This window comes from Brucella ciceri (assembly GCF_041930145.1).
GTDB classification, from domain to species: domain Bacteria; phylum Pseudomonadota; class Alphaproteobacteria; order Rhizobiales; family Rhizobiaceae; genus Brucella; species Brucella intermedia.
In genome coordinates this window covers 510,515-524,530 of the sequence record NZ_JBHEEV010000001.1, presented here as the reverse complement: position 1 = coordinate 524,530, position 14,016 = coordinate 510,515, and the positions used below count along the sequence as shown (strand labels likewise).

Here is a 14,016-nt window from a genome sequence, read left to right as displayed (position 1 = left end):
GTTTACTGCCTCAATTTGCTCGGCGACTGACCGAAATGCCGCTTGAAGGCGCGGGACAGCGAACTGATCGACGAAAAGCCGGTCTGTTCTGCTGTGTCGGCCATGGAAAGACGGGTGTCGAGGATCAGCCGCCGGGCAGCTTTCAGCCGGAGCGACAGATAGTAGTTGCCCGGTGACTGGCCGATCACATTGGCAAACAGCAATTCGAGACTGCGCGTCGAAAGGCCCAGCCTGCGCGCCACGCTCGACACAGGGATCGGGCGATCTATGTGGGTTTCCATGATCTTTATCGCGTCGGCCAGTCGCGGCTCGCGATTGAGCAATCTCCCGAGGGAGACCAGCGGCTGCGCATCCGAAGCCTGTTTCACCTCATCATAGACGTAGAGGCTCGCGACATCGAGCGCGATTGAGTAACCATGGCGGGCGCGAATGAGCGCCAGCATCATGTCGAGCGCCGGGGCCGCACCCCCGGTCGTCAGAAGTGCCCCATCCCGCACCCAGCGATCCGATTGCATTTCGACTTCGGGAAAGCGCTGCGAAAATGCTTCCAGGTCTTCCCAGTGCGTGGTTGCCTTGCGGCCGTTGAGCAATCCGGCCTTTGCCAGGACCCATGATCCGGCTTCCACACCCACGATGAGCTTCGATTGCTTGGCAGCCTGCCGCAGCATGGCGAGAAGCTTCGGCGTCGCATGTTCCAATGCGTGAAAGGCGCTGACGATGATGAGGATGTCCTGCGCGCCAGCCTCGAATTTTCCGTCCGCCGAAACCTTGAGGCCGCTCGACGTGACCGGATCGCTGCCGTCCGGCGAGACCACGCGCCAGCGATAGAGCGAGCGGCCCGTCACGCGGTTGGCGCCGCGCATCGGGTCCAGCGTCGCGGCCAGCGACATCAGCGAACAATCCGGCAGGACAAGCAGCGTAACGGTCAGTTCTTCGTCCGACGGTTCAAAGATCATGCTCTTCGCTCTTCGCTCTTCGCCAAATAGATTTCGTAAAATGATAATCCCGGCATTTCGGGACCTGTCAAGCTCAGTGAAAATTGAGGGAAACGAACATGCCTTTAAAGCCTGCCCGCGAAATATTCATCACCGCTGCCGTCACCGGCGCCGGAGCCACCACGCATCGCTCGAACAAGGTGCCGGTCACGCCGCGCCAGATCGCGGACGCGGCCATCGAAAGTGCCGAGGCGGGCGCCGCCGTCGCGCATATCCATGTTCGCGACCCCGAGACGGGCGAACCGTCGCGCAAGCTGGAACTGTTCCGCGAGGTGGTGGATCACATCCGGGCATCCGGTGTCGATATCGTGCTGAACCTGACCGCAGGCGTTGGCGGCGATCTGGTTCTGGGCTCCTCCGAAGCGCCATTGCCGCCGGATGCCGCCAAGACCGACATGGCGGGCGCGACGGAGCGGCTCGCCCATGTCGCTGAACTCCTGCCGGAAATCTGCACGCTCGACTGCGGCACGATGAATTTCGGCGAGGGCGATTATGTGATGACCAACACGCCCGCCATGCTCAAGGAAATGGCCGCGCAGATACAGCGGCTCGGCGTGCGCCCGGAGATCGAGATCTTCGATACCGGCCATCTGCCGCTTGCCCAATGGCTGCAGCAGCAGGGCCTGCTTGACGATCCGGTTCTGGTGCAATTGTGCATGGGCATCCCGTGGGGCGCGCCCGATGATCTGGCGACGCTGGTTTCGATCCTCCACAACCTGCCGGACAACTGGATTTTCTCGGCATTCTCCATTGGCCGCAATCAGTTGCCCTATGCAGCGCTTGCCGTGCTGGCAGGCGGCAATATCCGGGTCGGACTGGAAGACAATATCTGGCTCGACAAGGGCGTTCTGGCGTCCAATGGCGATCTGGTCGAACGGGCCAAGGCCATCGCCGTCAATATGGGAACCAGGGTCCTGACGCCTGCCGAAGTCCGCGAAAAACTCAAGCTTACGAAGCGCTGGTGATATCCATGAACAGCCATCCTCCCAAGATCGCCTGTATCGGCAGCGGTGTCATCGGCAGCGGCTGGGCCGCACGCTTTCTGCTCAACGGTTTCGATGTTGCCGTCTACGATCCGTCGCCGGACGCCAGGGCGACGACCGAACATATTCTCGACAATGCGCGCAAGGCGCTGGCGGCGCTGACAACCGTGCACCTTCCGCAGGAGGGGCGGCTGTCCATTTCCGCTTCGCTGGCGGAGGCGGTTGAAGGGGCCGTGCTCATTCAGGAAAGTGTGCCCGAGCGCCTCGACCTGAAGCTTGCCGTAATGGCCGAGATCGAGGCCGCCTGTTCAGACGATGCGTTGATCGCGTCATCCACTTCCGGCTTCCTGCCGAGCAAGTTGCAGGCCGGGTTGCGGCATCCCGGGCGCCTGCTGATTGCCCACCCTTACAACCCCGTTTACCTGCTGCCGCTGGTGGAACTCGTTCCCGGCGAAAAGACCGCGGCGGCAACGATTGAAAGGGCTTCCGCACTCTATCGCCAGACCGGCATGGAGCCGGTCGTGCTCGAAAAGGAAATCGACGCTTTCGTCGGAGACCGGCTTCTGGAAGCGCTGTGGCGCGAGGCCCTGTGGCTCGTGCGCGACGGTATCGCCACGGTGGAGCAGATTGACGACATCATCCGCTATTCCTTCGGGCTTCGCTGGGCGCAGATGGGGCTTTTCCAGACCTATCGTATTGCCGGCGGCCCGGCAGGCATGCGGCACTTCCTCGCGCAATTTGGTCCTGCGCTGCAATGGCCATGGACGAAACTGACGGATGTGCCCGACCTCGATGACAGCCTGATTGACCGCATCGCCGATCAGTCGGACGCGCAGAATGAAGGGCTTTCCATCCGCGATCTGGAGCGGATTCGCGACGAAAACCTTGTTGCGATCATCCGGGCTCTGTCGCAACAGCAGCAGGGCAAGGGCTGGGGGGCGGGCGCGCTTCTCAACAACTATACCGCGCGGCTTGAGACGGCGGCGGACCGCCCCGATGCGGGTTCCGGCCCGCTTCGGCTTCTCGATGCACGTGTGATCCCCGAATGGATCGACTATAACGGACACATGACCGAGCATCGTTATCTGGACGTGTTCGGGCAGGCGACGGACAGGTTTCTGGCGCATATCGGCGTAGATGACGCCTATCTGAAATCCGGTCACAGCTACTATACGGTCGAAACCCATATCATGCATCGCGGCGAGGCGAAGGCGGGCGACGAGTTGCATGTCGAAACGCAATTGCTTTCCTTCGACGAGAAGCGCGCCCATGTCTTTCACAGCCTGCGGCGAGGCGATGCGGAAATTGCCAGTGCGGAACAGATGCTGCTGCATGTCGACAGCAAGGCGGGCAAAGCGGTGGCGGCAAAGCCCGGCATCCGGGAAGCCCTTGAGCGGTTGTTCCATTCCCATCAGGAGATGCCGACACCGATTGCCGTCGGTCGGCATGTCGGGATACGCGGCTGACACGGCCGCGTTTGAACTACAGCATTTCCAGCAAAAGTGCGTAGCGGTGCCACGGTTCCTTGTGAAATGGAACTGCTCCAAGTCCCACCCGGCTGGCGGCGGCGGGTTTTATTCCGCCGCTTGCCGCAGCGAACAACGGAAGCTCAGGCCCCCGAACAGGCTTCCGTTGTTCGCATCGCTTGACATTTAATCAATCGATTGATTAAATCGGTATATGAGCAGATCGAAGAATATCGGGCAGGAGCAACCGCAGCCGTCGGTCGAACAGACGCGCGCCGCGCTTATCCATGCGGCATTGCAGCTTTTCGGGTCGAAGGGCTTCGATGCCACGTCTACGCGCGAGATTGCTGCGCTGGCCAAGGCGAATATCGGTTCCATCGCCTATCATTTCGGCGGCAAGGAAGGGCTTCGTTTGGCGGCGGCGGACTATATCGTGGAGACGATACAGGGGGTGGCCGGTCAGGCTCTCGGTCATTACGGGGTGATTGGCGCCTCCGCCGGGACCAGGGAAGAAGCGCGGCAAATGCTTGCCCTGGCGGTGGAGCGCATGGCGCAGTTCATCGTGGCGCAGCCGGAATCCGGCGAGATCGTCCAGTTTCTTCTTCGCGAGCTTGCGCATCCGACGGCCGCGCTTGATCGCATCTATTCCGGCGTATTCGAGCCGACCCATAAAAGGCTCTGTGCCATCTGGGAAGTCGCAACGGGCGAGCCCGCCGAAAGCGAAGGCACGCGGCTTCTCATCTTCACCCTGCTCGGGCAGGTCATCTATTTCCGTATTGGCCGCGAGGCGGTGAAACGGCGCATGGGCTGGTCCGCGATGGGTGCGGAAGAGGCCGGGGCGGTGGCGGCAGTTGTGCGGCAGAACCTGATGGCCATCCTTGCGGCGAAGGACGCTGCGAAAAACGGCGAGGTGTCGTCATGAGCCTTCTCTGTGTTCTCCCTTTTGCGTCCTATCTTTTCGCCGCATGCAGCGCACAGCCTCTGGCTGTCGGCTATGTCGAGGGCGAGTTCGTGCAGCTTGCCCCGCTGGAAGTGGCGCAGGTTCAGTCCGTGGCCGTCAGGCGTGGTGACCGTGTCGAACCGGGCAAGCCGATTGCACAGACGGAGGACGCGGACGCAAAGATCGCTGTCGCGCAGGCCGAGGCGGCACTGGCCCAGGCACGCGCCCAACTGGCGGATTTGCAGGTCGGCAAGCGCCCCGACGAAATCGCCGTTCTCGAAGCGGCGGTCAGGACCGCCAAAGCACAGGCCGACGATGCCCGGCGGACGCTGTTGCGCACGCAGGATCTGACGAAGCGCGGGGTGATGACGCAGGCGCAGCTCGATGATGCCGCCACCAAGGTCGAGGTGGCCGAAGCGTCGATCAATCAGGCGACGGCCAATCTTGCAGTGGGTCGCTTGCCCGCCCGTCCGGAAACGATCAAGGCGGCGGAAAATGCGGTCAGAAGTGCCGAAGCGCAGCTTGATTCCGCCCGCTGGCATCTGGCCAAGCGGACGATCGAGGCCCCGGCGGCTGGGCGGATCACCGACGTCATTCGCAATCCAGGCGATATTGCCGGTCCGTCCGCACCGGTTTTGACCATGCTGCCCGACGGTGCGGTAAAGCTGAAGGTCTACATACCGGAGGACAAGTTTTCCGCGATACGGGTTGGCGATATGCTGTCGGTGCGCTGCGATGGCTGCGCTCCGGGTTTGCAGGCTCGCGTCAGCTATGTTTCGCCCGACCCGGAATTCACGCCGCCGGTGATCTACTCGCTCGAAACGCGCCAGAAGCTTGTATATCTGGTCGAGGCGCATCCCGTCGATCCCGCGTCGCCTCTCCAGCCCGGCCAGATCGTGGACGTCGATCTGGCCCCCCGGTAAGCGGAGGCGGCAATGTCGAACGCCATCGATGTCAAAGGTCTCGTCAAGCGTTTCGGCGACGCTACCGTCGTCGATCATGTGAGCATGTCGGTGGCTGAGGGGGAGATTGTCGGCTTTCTCGGGCCAAACGGTTCTGGAAAGACCACAACCATCCGCATGATGTGCGGGTTGCTGACGCCCGACGAGGGGGAGGGTCAGGTGCTTGGCTTCGATCTTCGGACGGAAGGACTGAAGATCAAGCGTGAAGTCGGCTACATGACGCAGCGCTTTTCCTTCTACGAAGACCTGACCATCGCCGAAAATCTCGAATTTGTCGCGCGGCTCTACCGGTTGAAGCCGGTGAAGGACCATGTGGCGCGGACACTTGAGGAACTGGGCCTGACATCACGCGGAAACCAGCTGGCGGGCACGCTTTCCGGCGGCTGGAAACAACGGCTCGCGCTGGCCGCCTGCATCATGCACAAGCCGAAGCTTCTGCTGCTGGATGAGCCGACCGCCGGTGTCGATCCGAAGGCGCGGCGCGATTTCTGGGACGAGATACATCGTCTGGCCGATGGCGGGCTGACCGTGCTTGTTTCAACCCACTATATGGACGAAGCCGAGCGCTGCCACCGCATCAGCTATATTTCTTATGGCAAGCTGTTGGCGACGGGAACGGTCCGCGATGTCATCGATAAGGCGGGGCTGACGACCTTTATCGTCAACGGTCCCCGGCTTGGAGACGTGGCACGCGAACTGGCTGGCGAACCGGGTGTCGAGCAGGTTGCGCCTTTCGGTGCGACGCTGCATGTCGTAGGGTCCGACAGGGCGAAGCTCGAGGCGGCTCTGGAAAAGATCAGGCATCGTGAGGGCATTAGCGTCGAGGCGGGCGAAACCAGCCTTGAAGATGTGTTCATCCAGTTCATGGCCAATGCGCAGGACAATATGTCGAAAGACAGGGCGTCCCGGAGCGGTGAGCAATGAACGGCTGGTTCTCCTTCGAGCGGCTTGGCGCGATGCTGGTGAAGGAATTCATCCAGATGCGGCGTGACCGCATCACCTTCGCCATGATGCTGGTCGTTCCGCTGATGCAGCTCCTGCTTTTCGGCTTTGCCATCAACAACGATCCGAAGAGCCTGCCGAGCGCTCTGGTGGTGACAAGCCAGGACCATTATACGCGGGCCATGATTTCCGCTCTGGAAACAACGGGCTACTATCGCTTCGACCATGTTGTGCAGAGTGCGGCCGAAGCGGAAGCGCTGATAGCCAGCGGCGCGGTTTCCTTCGTGGTGACGATCCCGTCGGATTTTGCAAGGCGGGTCGATGCGGGCGAGCAGCCGCAGATCCTGATCGAGGCTGACGCGACCGATCCGTCGGTGGCAAGCGGTGCGATTTCCACGCTCGGAACCGTCGCCGGTCAGGCGCTTTTGCGTGAACAGGGCAAGCAAGCCGAAGCCGCCGATGCAGCGCGGGGGCAGCTACAGGTCGTCGTGCACCGCCGCTATAACCCGGAAGGCGTTTCGCAATACAATATCGTTCCCGGCCTGCTGGGGGTGATCCTGCAAATGACCATGGTGATGATGACCGCCATGGCGCTGACCCGCGAAACCGAGCGCGGCACGATGGAAAACCTGCTCGCAATGCCCGCCACGCCCGCCGAAATCATGCTGGGCAAGGTGCTGCCGTTTCTGGCCGTCGGCGGTGTGCAGGTCGTGGTGGTGCTGGCCGCAGCCAAGCTTTTGTTCGGTGTGCCCTTCGTGGGATCGCTGGCGCTTCTGCTGACCTGTGTCCTGATCTTCGTCCTGTCGCTCGTCCTGCTCGGCTATACGATTTCCACAGCATCGCGCACGCAGATGCAGGCCATGCAGCTTACCTTCTTCTTCTTCCTGCCTTCGCTGATGCTGTCCGGCTTCATGTTCCCGTTTCGGGGTATGCCCGATTGGGCGCAGGCGTTGGGGGAGATCTTTCCCCTCACGCATTTCCTGCGTATCGTCCGCGCCGTCATGCTGAAGGGCGCCCACCTTTCCGACATTGCCGGAGAGGTGAACGCCCTCTTGTTCTTCGTGGTGCTGTTTGCGTCGCTGGCGCTGTTAAGGTTCCGGCGGACGCTGGATTAGCAGGCCGATGGAGCCAGCGCCGCTTTCGGACGGCGCGAGAGCGTGAACAGCAGTCCGGCTGCCGCCAGCAGGCCGCCTGCGACCGGAATGGCCGCATAGCCATAGCCTGCGCTGATCACGCCGCCGCCAAGGGCCGCGCCCACCGCATTGCCGAGGTTGAACGCGCCAATGTTGATCGACGATGCCAGCCCCGGCGCTTCCGATGCGGCCTGCATCACGCGGGTCTGAACCGGGGGAACGATGGCGAAGGCCGCAGCACCCCAGGCGAGGAGGCCGATTGCAGCGCCGATATGGCTGCCCAGCAGCAGCGGCAATGCCAGGCTGATGATGGCAAGTGCTGCAAGGAATATCCGCGTCGCACCATTGAGCGACCAGTCGGCAAGGCGTCCGCCGAGCGCGTTGCCAATCGTGAAGCCCACGCCGATGAGGATGAGCGCCAGCGTCACGAAACCTTCCGAAGCGCCGGTGCGGTCGGCCAGTACAGGCGCTACATAGGTGTAGAGCGTGAACATGGCGCCAGCACCCATGACGGTGGTCGCGAGCGACATCAGCACGGTCGGGCGCATCAGCACGCCAAGCTCGCGGCGAATGTCGGGCATCTTGCCTGCTTCACCACGCGGCAGCGAAAGCCAGAGTGCCGAGATGGCCAGCAGGCCCAGAACGGCAGTGCCGGCGAACGACATGCGCCAGCCGATCTGCTGGCCGATCCAGGTTGCAGCCGGGACGCCCCCGATATTGGCTATCGTCAGGCCCATGAACATGGTGGCAACGGCGCTCGCCCGCTTTTCAGGCGGCACGACGCTGGCTGCAACAATGGAGCCGAGGCCGAAGAATGCGCCGTGATTGAGGCTTGTTACCAGACGCGCTGCAAGCAGCGTCCAGTAATCCGGCGCAAGGGCGGAAAGGATATTGCCAACCGTGAAGATGCCCATCAGGAGCATCAGCGCCGTGCGCTTTCCAAAGCGCCCGAAGGCAAGCGTCATGATCGGTGCGCCGACCATGACGCCGATGGCATAGGCGCTGACCAGAAGGCCCGCCGTCGGAATGGAAACGTCGACGCCATCGGCAATAACCGGCAGCAGGCCCATGGGCGCAAATTCCGTGGTGCCAATACCGAAGGCACCGATTGCAAGCGCCAGAAGCGGCCAGTTGAAACCGGCCGTGTTCGTTGCGCTTTCCTGTGCATTTGCAGCACTCATCTGAAATTCTCCGTTATTTCTTCAATTGTCCCAGACGGGCGCCAGTCCGGCAGGGCTGACCAGTCGTCCATCGGGGCGGGCGAGTTTGGAAATCGCCGTCATGTCTTCAGCGCTGAGATCAAAGTCGAATATGTCGAAATTTTCAGCGACACGTTCAGGCTTGGCCGTCTTGGAAAGCGCGATGAAGCCGCGTTCGATCAGCCAGCGCAGGCCTACCTGAGCGGCTGTCTTGCCGGATCGGGCGCCGATGGCCTGCAGGGCGGGATCGCGCGGCACTGCGCCGTCTGCCATGCCGTAATAGGCGGTGATGGCAACGCCTGCGGCTTTTGCGGCATCGGCCACGGCATTCTGGTCGAGATAGGGGTGTGCCTCGATCTGGTTGGTGACGATGGGTGCGGCACTGCGTTCGATGGATTGGCGCATCTGGGCGACATTCTGGTTGCTCACGCCGATGAAGCGTGTCCTGCCTGCCGCCTGCACCGCGTTCAGCATGTCGATCTGATCGGCGATAGCCACCTTGTCGGCGGGCCAGTGCAGAAGCAGGAGGTCAACCTGATCGACCTTCAGCTTGTCGAGACTCTCATCGACGGACGCGCCGAATTTTTCCGGGCTGTAATTGTCCACCCAGACTTTCGTGGTCAGGAACAGGTCTTCGCGCCGTGCGCCCGCTTTTTCCAGTGCACGACCGAGGGCCGCTTCGTTCTGGTAGATCTGCGCCGTATCGAAATGGCGGAAGCCGGCTTCCAGCGCCGCCGGGACAACGCTTTCCACTTCGGCATCCGTCATGCGGAAAACGCCGAAGCCGAGCGCGGGTATGGCCGCGCCATGTGCGTTCACGATTTTCATGTCATCTCCTGTCGGTTGGCCTTCGGCGTATCGCGTCGGTTGCGCGAGCTTGGGAGGCTCATGCTTCGGGCCATGAATTTTCAGAGCCTTGTACCAGTCAGCTTTCGGTCAGGTCTGATCTCGGCTGCACAGATAGGACAATCGCGCGGGCTTGAAAATCCGCTCGGAATCCACATTATCTGTGAAACGATTTCACAGATGGAGCGGGCGATGGACAATCGCATCGGCGAAATGCAGGTTTTTATGCGGGTCGTGGAAGCAGGCAGTTTCTCGGAGGCCGCCCGGCTCCTGCGCATGAACCCTTCGACCATCAGCAAGCTCATATCCCGTATCGAGGCGCGGCTCAGCGTGCGGCTTCTGGAACGTTCGTCCCGACGCCTGTCGCTGACGAGCGAGGGGCAGATTTACTACGAACGCAGCCAGGGATTGCTGCGCGATTTCGAGGAGGTCGAACGCGAGCTTTCCCAGGGTTCGGCAAGCACCGGCGGAACGGTGCGCGTCAATGCTTCGGTGGCGCTGGGTACGCTGGCGCTGGAGCCGCTATTGCCGGAATTTCTCGCGGCTTATCCGAATATCGTCATCGACCTCTCCCTGTCGGACGAACTGGTCGACCTTTATCTCGACCGCACCGATGTGGCTTTCCGCATCGGCACCCTGCCCAATTCCAGCATGATGGCGCGCAAGCTCGGCACGGCCCGGCGCAAGATCGTGGCGGCTCCCGCCTATCTGGAGCGCCGCGGCACGCCCATGACTGTCGATGATCTTGCCGAGCACAATTGCATCGGTTTCAATTTTCGCCGCGCCGCGCCCGTCTGGCCGCTGAAGGAAAGCGGCCGCATCGTGGATCGTGCGGTCTATGGTTCTCTGTTGGCCAATAACGGGGAAACGGTCCGGCGCATGGCGGTCGCAGGTTTGGGGCTCGCCCGGATCGGCGACTATCACGCGCGGAACGACCTTGCTTCCGGCGCATTGGTGGAAGTTCTCTCGGAGGCTGTGGAGAACGACACGGAGGAAGTTCACGCGGTGTTTCTGGGCGGCGCCCGGCTGCCGCAACGGGTCCGCGTTTTCCTTGATTATGTCGTGCCGCGCCTGCAGGCCTATCTCGCGGCGCAATAGGCGCGTCTGTCGAATCATCAGCGGTGATCCCTCGGAAATGCCGGATTTCCGGGGCGAGACGGGCGCTTTTCCGAAATTATTTTGGTTTCCGATAGCTTAACGATTTCAGCTTGTTGCTGTGGCGCGCCCGCGTGTTCACGATGAGGTGCTCCGCTTTTGTGTTGACTATTAACATTCCGTTAACCACAGTTTGTTGCAATATGTTACAAAGCGTTATCATCCTGTTTTCAGAACGAGGTGTGGATTGGACAAAAAGCGGCAGACCAGACAGCTAACCTTGCAGGCAAGGGAGAGGTCTGCCGTAGCCGACATGACGTCGTTCTGGGGGCTGATGCGCGCCTACTGGATCTCCGATCGCTGGAAGGAAGCCTGGGTTCTTACTCTCGCGATCTTTCTGATGACGGCTTTCGTGAGCAAGACTACCGTGTGGGTGGCCGAGGCTTCGGGCCTCCTCATGAATTCCATCGTCAATGTCAACACTGCGCCTGTGCAGCACCCTCTCATGACGATAGCCGCCAATGCGGGCATTCTTGTTCTGCTGATGCTGGCAAAGGACGTGATGCTGGTCGGCTCCCGCCATTTCCTGTCCACCACGCTGCATCGCAAATGGCGCAAATGGCTGAACGACCAGTTCTCCACCGCGCTGTTGAACGGCAGGCACACGCATTTCCATTTGCAGCAGGGCAGGGGCAAGGACCAGCCCGACAACATCGATCAGCGCCTGCAGGAGTCGATCAAGGGAATGACCGGCGGCGCCATTGGCCTCGTCATGGGGATTGTCGGCGTGTTCCTGTCGGCTTTCTTCATCGGACAGAAGCTGATCGAGATGTCTACCCACGTGGAGGGGCTGGATTTCCTTGGCAGCTACGGCAGCGCCGTTCTGGCCTTTGCGGCAATCGTCGTCTATGTCCCGCTCGGCACGCTGGTCGCCATCAAGATCGGCAAGCGACTGGAGCGTCTCAATCTCGGCATCCAGAAAGCCGAAGGCTCCTATCGTGGTGAGTGGACGACGCTGCTGCGCCGCAGTTTCCAGATTTCTGCATCCGGCGGTGAGGCAGTGCAGCGCTCTGTCAACGACCGTCTGTACAAGGATGTCGACGGCACTTGGAACCGGCTCAACCGCTTCGATGCCGCCTATCTCGCCTTCTCGCAGGCCTATGGCTTTCTCTCGAACCGCATCGTTGCCTATATTCCGGGCCTTCTGCCCTATATGAGCGGCTCCGTCAGTTTCCGTAATTATGTAACCGGCGCTGAACTTGTCGCGGCGATGATCAATGACTGCTCATGGTTCATTCAGGTCATGCCTGCGATTGCCAATCTCCGCGCCAATGCGGGCCGTGTGACCGGTCTCGCGCAGGCCATCGAGAATGTTCAGGAGCCTGCGGAGTTCTACAGCCGGTCGGGCATCAATCGTTTCGCCTTCGCGCAACAGCATCCGCGCTTCGGACTGTCCGTGCGCAATCTCACGCTTATGCAAGGGCCGGACAGTGAAGCACCGTTCCTGCGCTCCGGCGTGATCAATATTCGCGCGGGCGACTGGGTTTACATGCGTGGCGAATCCGGTTCCGGCAAAACTTCATTCATGAAGGCGCTCAACGGCCTGTGGCCCTATGGGACCGGCGATATCATCTACCCGCAGAACGCGACCTCGCTTTATGCGACGCAGGAGGCCAAGTTCCCTTCCGTAACGCTGAAACAGCTTGTCGCCCTGCCTGCCGATGAAGACCGTTTCAGCGACCTTGCTGTCGCGGCCGTCCTGCACGAGGCGGGACTGGGCGAATTCATCGAACGCATGAACGATGCGGACGCCGATGGCGCGCCGTGGGACATGATCCTCTCTGGCGGCCAGAAGCAGAAAATCGTGCTGGCGCGCATTCTCCTGCACAAGCCGTCGATCATCTTCCTCGATGAAGCGACCGGGGCGCTCGATCCCGCTGCGAAGACGCGGTTCCATGAGGCGCTGAAGACGCGCTGCCCGCAGGCCATCGTCATCAGCATCATGCATGAGGACAAGCTGCCGCTGCTGGAAAACGGCCAGAATGTCTATTCGCACGTCCTGGATATCCGCAACGGCTATGTCTCGCTGCGTCCCGTTCATTTCGATACGCTGCCGGATATCGCTGCCGAAACCGCTCTCATCGCCGCCGAATAGAGCCTTTCGCTCCGGGCAAAACAGCGTAAGGTTGCATTAGTCCAAATTTGGACTATATTCTGATCTGGACGATCGGAGGCAATCATGGCGCGAAACAAGGCAATGCTGGAAACCAAAATAGGCAAGGGACCGGATATTCTCGATGCCGCCCGCTTTGCTCCTCACTCGCGCAAGCGGTTGAGCGGGCCGGGCCTCCGCACCTTCCTGACCATCGCCGATTTGTGGGGGCTGGACGAACAGCAGCGACTGATGGTTCTGGGCCTGCCTTCCCGGTCGACCTATTACAATTGGGTGAAGGCGGTACGCGAGCGCCGCGATATCACGCTCGATGTTGATGTGCTGATGCGCCTGTCCGCAGTGCTCGGCATACATCAGGCGCTGGGGGTGCTTTATCCCGATGAAAGGGCCGGTATTCGCTGGCTGCACACACCCAACCAGGCTGGCGTCTTTGGCGGACATCCACCATTGCAACTGGTGACGAGCGGGCTTCAGGACGGGTTGCTGACGGTCCGCCGCTTTCTGGATGCGGCGCGCGGCGGGCTTTATATGGAGCCGAATGAACTGGATCGCGCGTTCAAGCCCTATCGCGATGAAGATGTGGTGTTTTCGTGAAGCGCAGTCCTGCACCGCAGCCGAGCTATCGCCTGATCCCGTCGCGCTTTCCGCCCATCGGCCTCTTCGATACGGTTGCCACGGCTGCCGATCTGGAAGCGGTGATGGAGCTGGCGGGATGGACGAATGATCGCCTTCTGGCCGAGCGATTGCAGCGCCTTCCCCGCGAGGAGTGGGTGTTCGGCAGGCCCAATTCCAGCATCGTCATGGCAACTTTCCTCCATGTCGCGCCAGGCGGCATGCGCTTCAACGGGCCGGAGCTAGGCGCATGGTATGCGGCAGCGCGGCTTACCACATCCGTCATCGAGGTTGCGCATCACATGCGTCGCGAAGCGGTTGCGACACAGCAGGACGGTCTCGCCCGCACCTTCCGGGTCTATACTGCCAAGCTGGAAGAGGATTTCGTCGATATATGTGGTGAGCAGGCAGCGCTGCCTGCCGTCTACGACCCGGCAGATTATGCCGCGTCGCAGAAGTTCGGCGAGGAAATGCGCAAGGGCGGCGAGTTCGGGATTTTGTTCGACAGCCTGCGCCACCAAGGCGGCATCAATGCTGTTGCTTTTCGCCCGAGCAGGATCGCGGATGTTACGCAGAGCGATCACTATGAAATCACGGTCGAAAGGGCATCCAACCGCATTCTGGCGAAAAAACTGAGTGCCTGAGGAGGCAGGCGTCGCCTGCCTCGTTC

13 protein-coding genes are annotated in these 14,016 nt (G+C 61.2%); 10 read left to right on the top strand and 3 right to left on the bottom strand.

The window, feature by feature from the left end; all coding sequences use genetic code 11:
• Positions 1–2: 2 nt before the first annotated feature.
• On the bottom strand, positions 3–956 hold the full coding sequence (locus tag JNC63_RS02375; protein ID WP_006468395.1) for a GlxA family transcriptional regulator: 954 nt from the start codon (positions 954–956) through the stop codon (positions 3–5).
• Positions 957–1,054: 98 nt separating this feature from the next.
• Here JNC63_RS02375 and JNC63_RS02370 point away from each other — a divergent pair, with 98 nt between their 5' ends.
• The 6 genes from JNC63_RS02370 (at position 1,055) to JNC63_RS02345 (ending at position 7,403) form a co-directional block, all read left to right on the top strand.
• Positions 1,055–1,960, top strand: coding sequence for a beta-keto acid cleavage family enzyme (locus tag JNC63_RS02370; RefSeq protein WP_006468396.1), 906 nt, complete (start codon positions 1,055–1,057; stop codon positions 1,958–1,960).
• A gap of 5 nt (positions 1,961–1,965) precedes the next feature.
• The gene (locus tag JNC63_RS02365) at positions 1,966–3,444 is read left to right on the top strand and encodes a carnitine 3-dehydrogenase (protein WP_006472457.1); all 1,479 of its coding nucleotides are present in this window, start codon (positions 1,966–1,968) and stop codon (positions 3,442–3,444) included.
• Positions 3,445–3,658: 214 nt separating this feature from the next.
• The gene (locus JNC63_RS02360; RefSeq protein ID WP_006468400.1) at positions 3,659–4,366 is read left to right on the top strand and encodes a DUF1956 domain-containing protein; all 708 of its coding nucleotides are present in this window, start codon (positions 3,659–3,661) and stop codon (positions 4,364–4,366) included.
• The gene (locus tag JNC63_RS02355) at positions 4,363–5,307 is read left to right on the top strand and encodes an HlyD family secretion protein (protein WP_006468401.1); all 945 of its coding nucleotides are present in this window, start codon (positions 4,363–4,365) and stop codon (positions 5,305–5,307) included. Before JNC63_RS02360 ends, JNC63_RS02355 begins: the two co-directional genes overlap by 4 nt.
• A gap of 12 nt (positions 5,308–5,319) precedes the next feature.
• A complete protein-coding gene (locus tag JNC63_RS02350) occupies positions 5,320–6,270 on the top strand; it encodes an ABC transporter ATP-binding protein (protein WP_006468402.1) in 951 nt (316 codons plus the stop codon).
• Positions 6,267–7,403: an ABC transporter permease gene (locus tag JNC63_RS02345; RefSeq protein WP_006468403.1), complete on the top strand. Its 1,137-nt coding sequence runs from the start codon at positions 6,267–6,269 to the stop codon at positions 7,401–7,403. Before JNC63_RS02350 ends, JNC63_RS02345 begins: the two co-directional genes overlap by 4 nt.
• Here JNC63_RS02345 and JNC63_RS02340 read toward each other — a convergent pair.
• Entirely contained in the window at positions 7,400–8,602 is a 1,203-nt protein-coding gene (locus JNC63_RS02340; RefSeq protein ID WP_006468404.1) for an MFS transporter, read from the bottom strand. The genes JNC63_RS02345 and JNC63_RS02340 overlap by 4 nt on opposite strands.
• A 21-nt stretch (positions 8,603–8,623) precedes the next feature.
• Positions 8,624–9,448: an aldo/keto reductase gene (locus JNC63_RS02335; protein ID WP_374846106.1), complete on the bottom strand. Its 825-nt coding sequence runs from the start codon at positions 9,446–9,448 to the stop codon at positions 8,624–8,626.
• Positions 9,449–9,658: 210 nt separating this feature from the next.
• Here JNC63_RS02335 and JNC63_RS02330 point away from each other — a divergent pair, with 210 nt between their 5' ends.
• The 4 genes from JNC63_RS02330 to JNC63_RS02315 all read left to right on the top strand — a co-directional run bounded on the left by JNC63_RS02330 (position 9,659) and on the right by JNC63_RS02315 (position 13,990).
• Positions 9,659–10,564, top strand: coding sequence for a LysR family transcriptional regulator (locus tag JNC63_RS02330; RefSeq protein ID WP_006472458.1), 906 nt, complete (start codon positions 9,659–9,661; stop codon positions 10,562–10,564).
• Positions 10,565–10,808: 244 nt separating this feature from the next.
• Positions 10,809–12,716 (top strand): ABC transporter ATP-binding protein/permease, encoded by a 1,908-nt coding sequence (locus JNC63_RS02325; RefSeq protein ID WP_006472459.1) that lies wholly within the window; start codon positions 10,809–10,811, stop codon positions 12,714–12,716.
• Positions 12,717–12,800: 84 nt separating this feature from the next.
• Positions 12,801–13,328, top strand: coding sequence for an MbcA/ParS/Xre antitoxin family protein (locus JNC63_RS02320; protein WP_006468408.1), 528 nt, complete (start codon positions 12,801–12,803; stop codon positions 13,326–13,328).
• Entirely contained in the window at positions 13,325–13,990 is a 666-nt protein-coding gene (locus JNC63_RS02315; protein WP_006468409.1) for an RES family NAD+ phosphorylase, read from the top strand. The genes JNC63_RS02320 and JNC63_RS02315 overlap by 4 nt, the downstream gene beginning before the upstream one ends.
• The last annotated feature ends 26 nt before the right edge of the window (positions 13,991–14,016 follow it).

Coding starts and splice junctions, on each gene's coding strand:
- JNC63_RS02350 (WP_006468402.1), top strand. CDS start 5,320: ATGTCGAACGCCATCGATGTCAAAGGTCTCGTCAAGCGTTTCGGCGAC.
- JNC63_RS02340 (WP_006468404.1), bottom strand. CDS start 8,602: ATGAGTGCTGCAAATGCACAGGAAAGCGCAACGAACACGGCCGGTTTC.
- JNC63_RS02355 (WP_006468401.1), top strand. CDS start 4,363: ATGAGCCTTCTCTGTGTTCTCCCTTTTGCGTCCTATCTTTTCGCCGCA.
- JNC63_RS02375 (WP_006468395.1), bottom strand. CDS start 956: ATGATCTTTGAACCGTCGGACGAAGAACTGACCGTTACGCTGCTTGTC.
- JNC63_RS02320 (WP_006468408.1), top strand. CDS start 12,801: ATGGCGCGAAACAAGGCAATGCTGGAAACCAAAATAGGCAAGGGACCG.
- JNC63_RS02370 (WP_006468396.1), top strand. CDS start 1,055: ATGCCTTTAAAGCCTGCCCGCGAAATATTCATCACCGCTGCCGTCACC.
- JNC63_RS02330 (WP_006472458.1), top strand. CDS start 9,659: ATGGACAATCGCATCGGCGAAATGCAGGTTTTTATGCGGGTCGTGGAA.
- JNC63_RS02345 (WP_006468403.1), top strand. CDS start 6,267: ATGAACGGCTGGTTCTCCTTCGAGCGGCTTGGCGCGATGCTGGTGAAG.
- JNC63_RS02360 (WP_006468400.1), top strand. CDS start 3,659: ATGAGCAGATCGAAGAATATCGGGCAGGAGCAACCGCAGCCGTCGGTC.
- JNC63_RS02365 (WP_006472457.1), top strand. CDS start 1,966: ATGAACAGCCATCCTCCCAAGATCGCCTGTATCGGCAGCGGTGTCATC.
- JNC63_RS02335 (WP_374846106.1), bottom strand. CDS start 9,448: ATGAAAATCGTGAACGCACATGGCGCGGCCATACCCGCGCTCGGCTTC.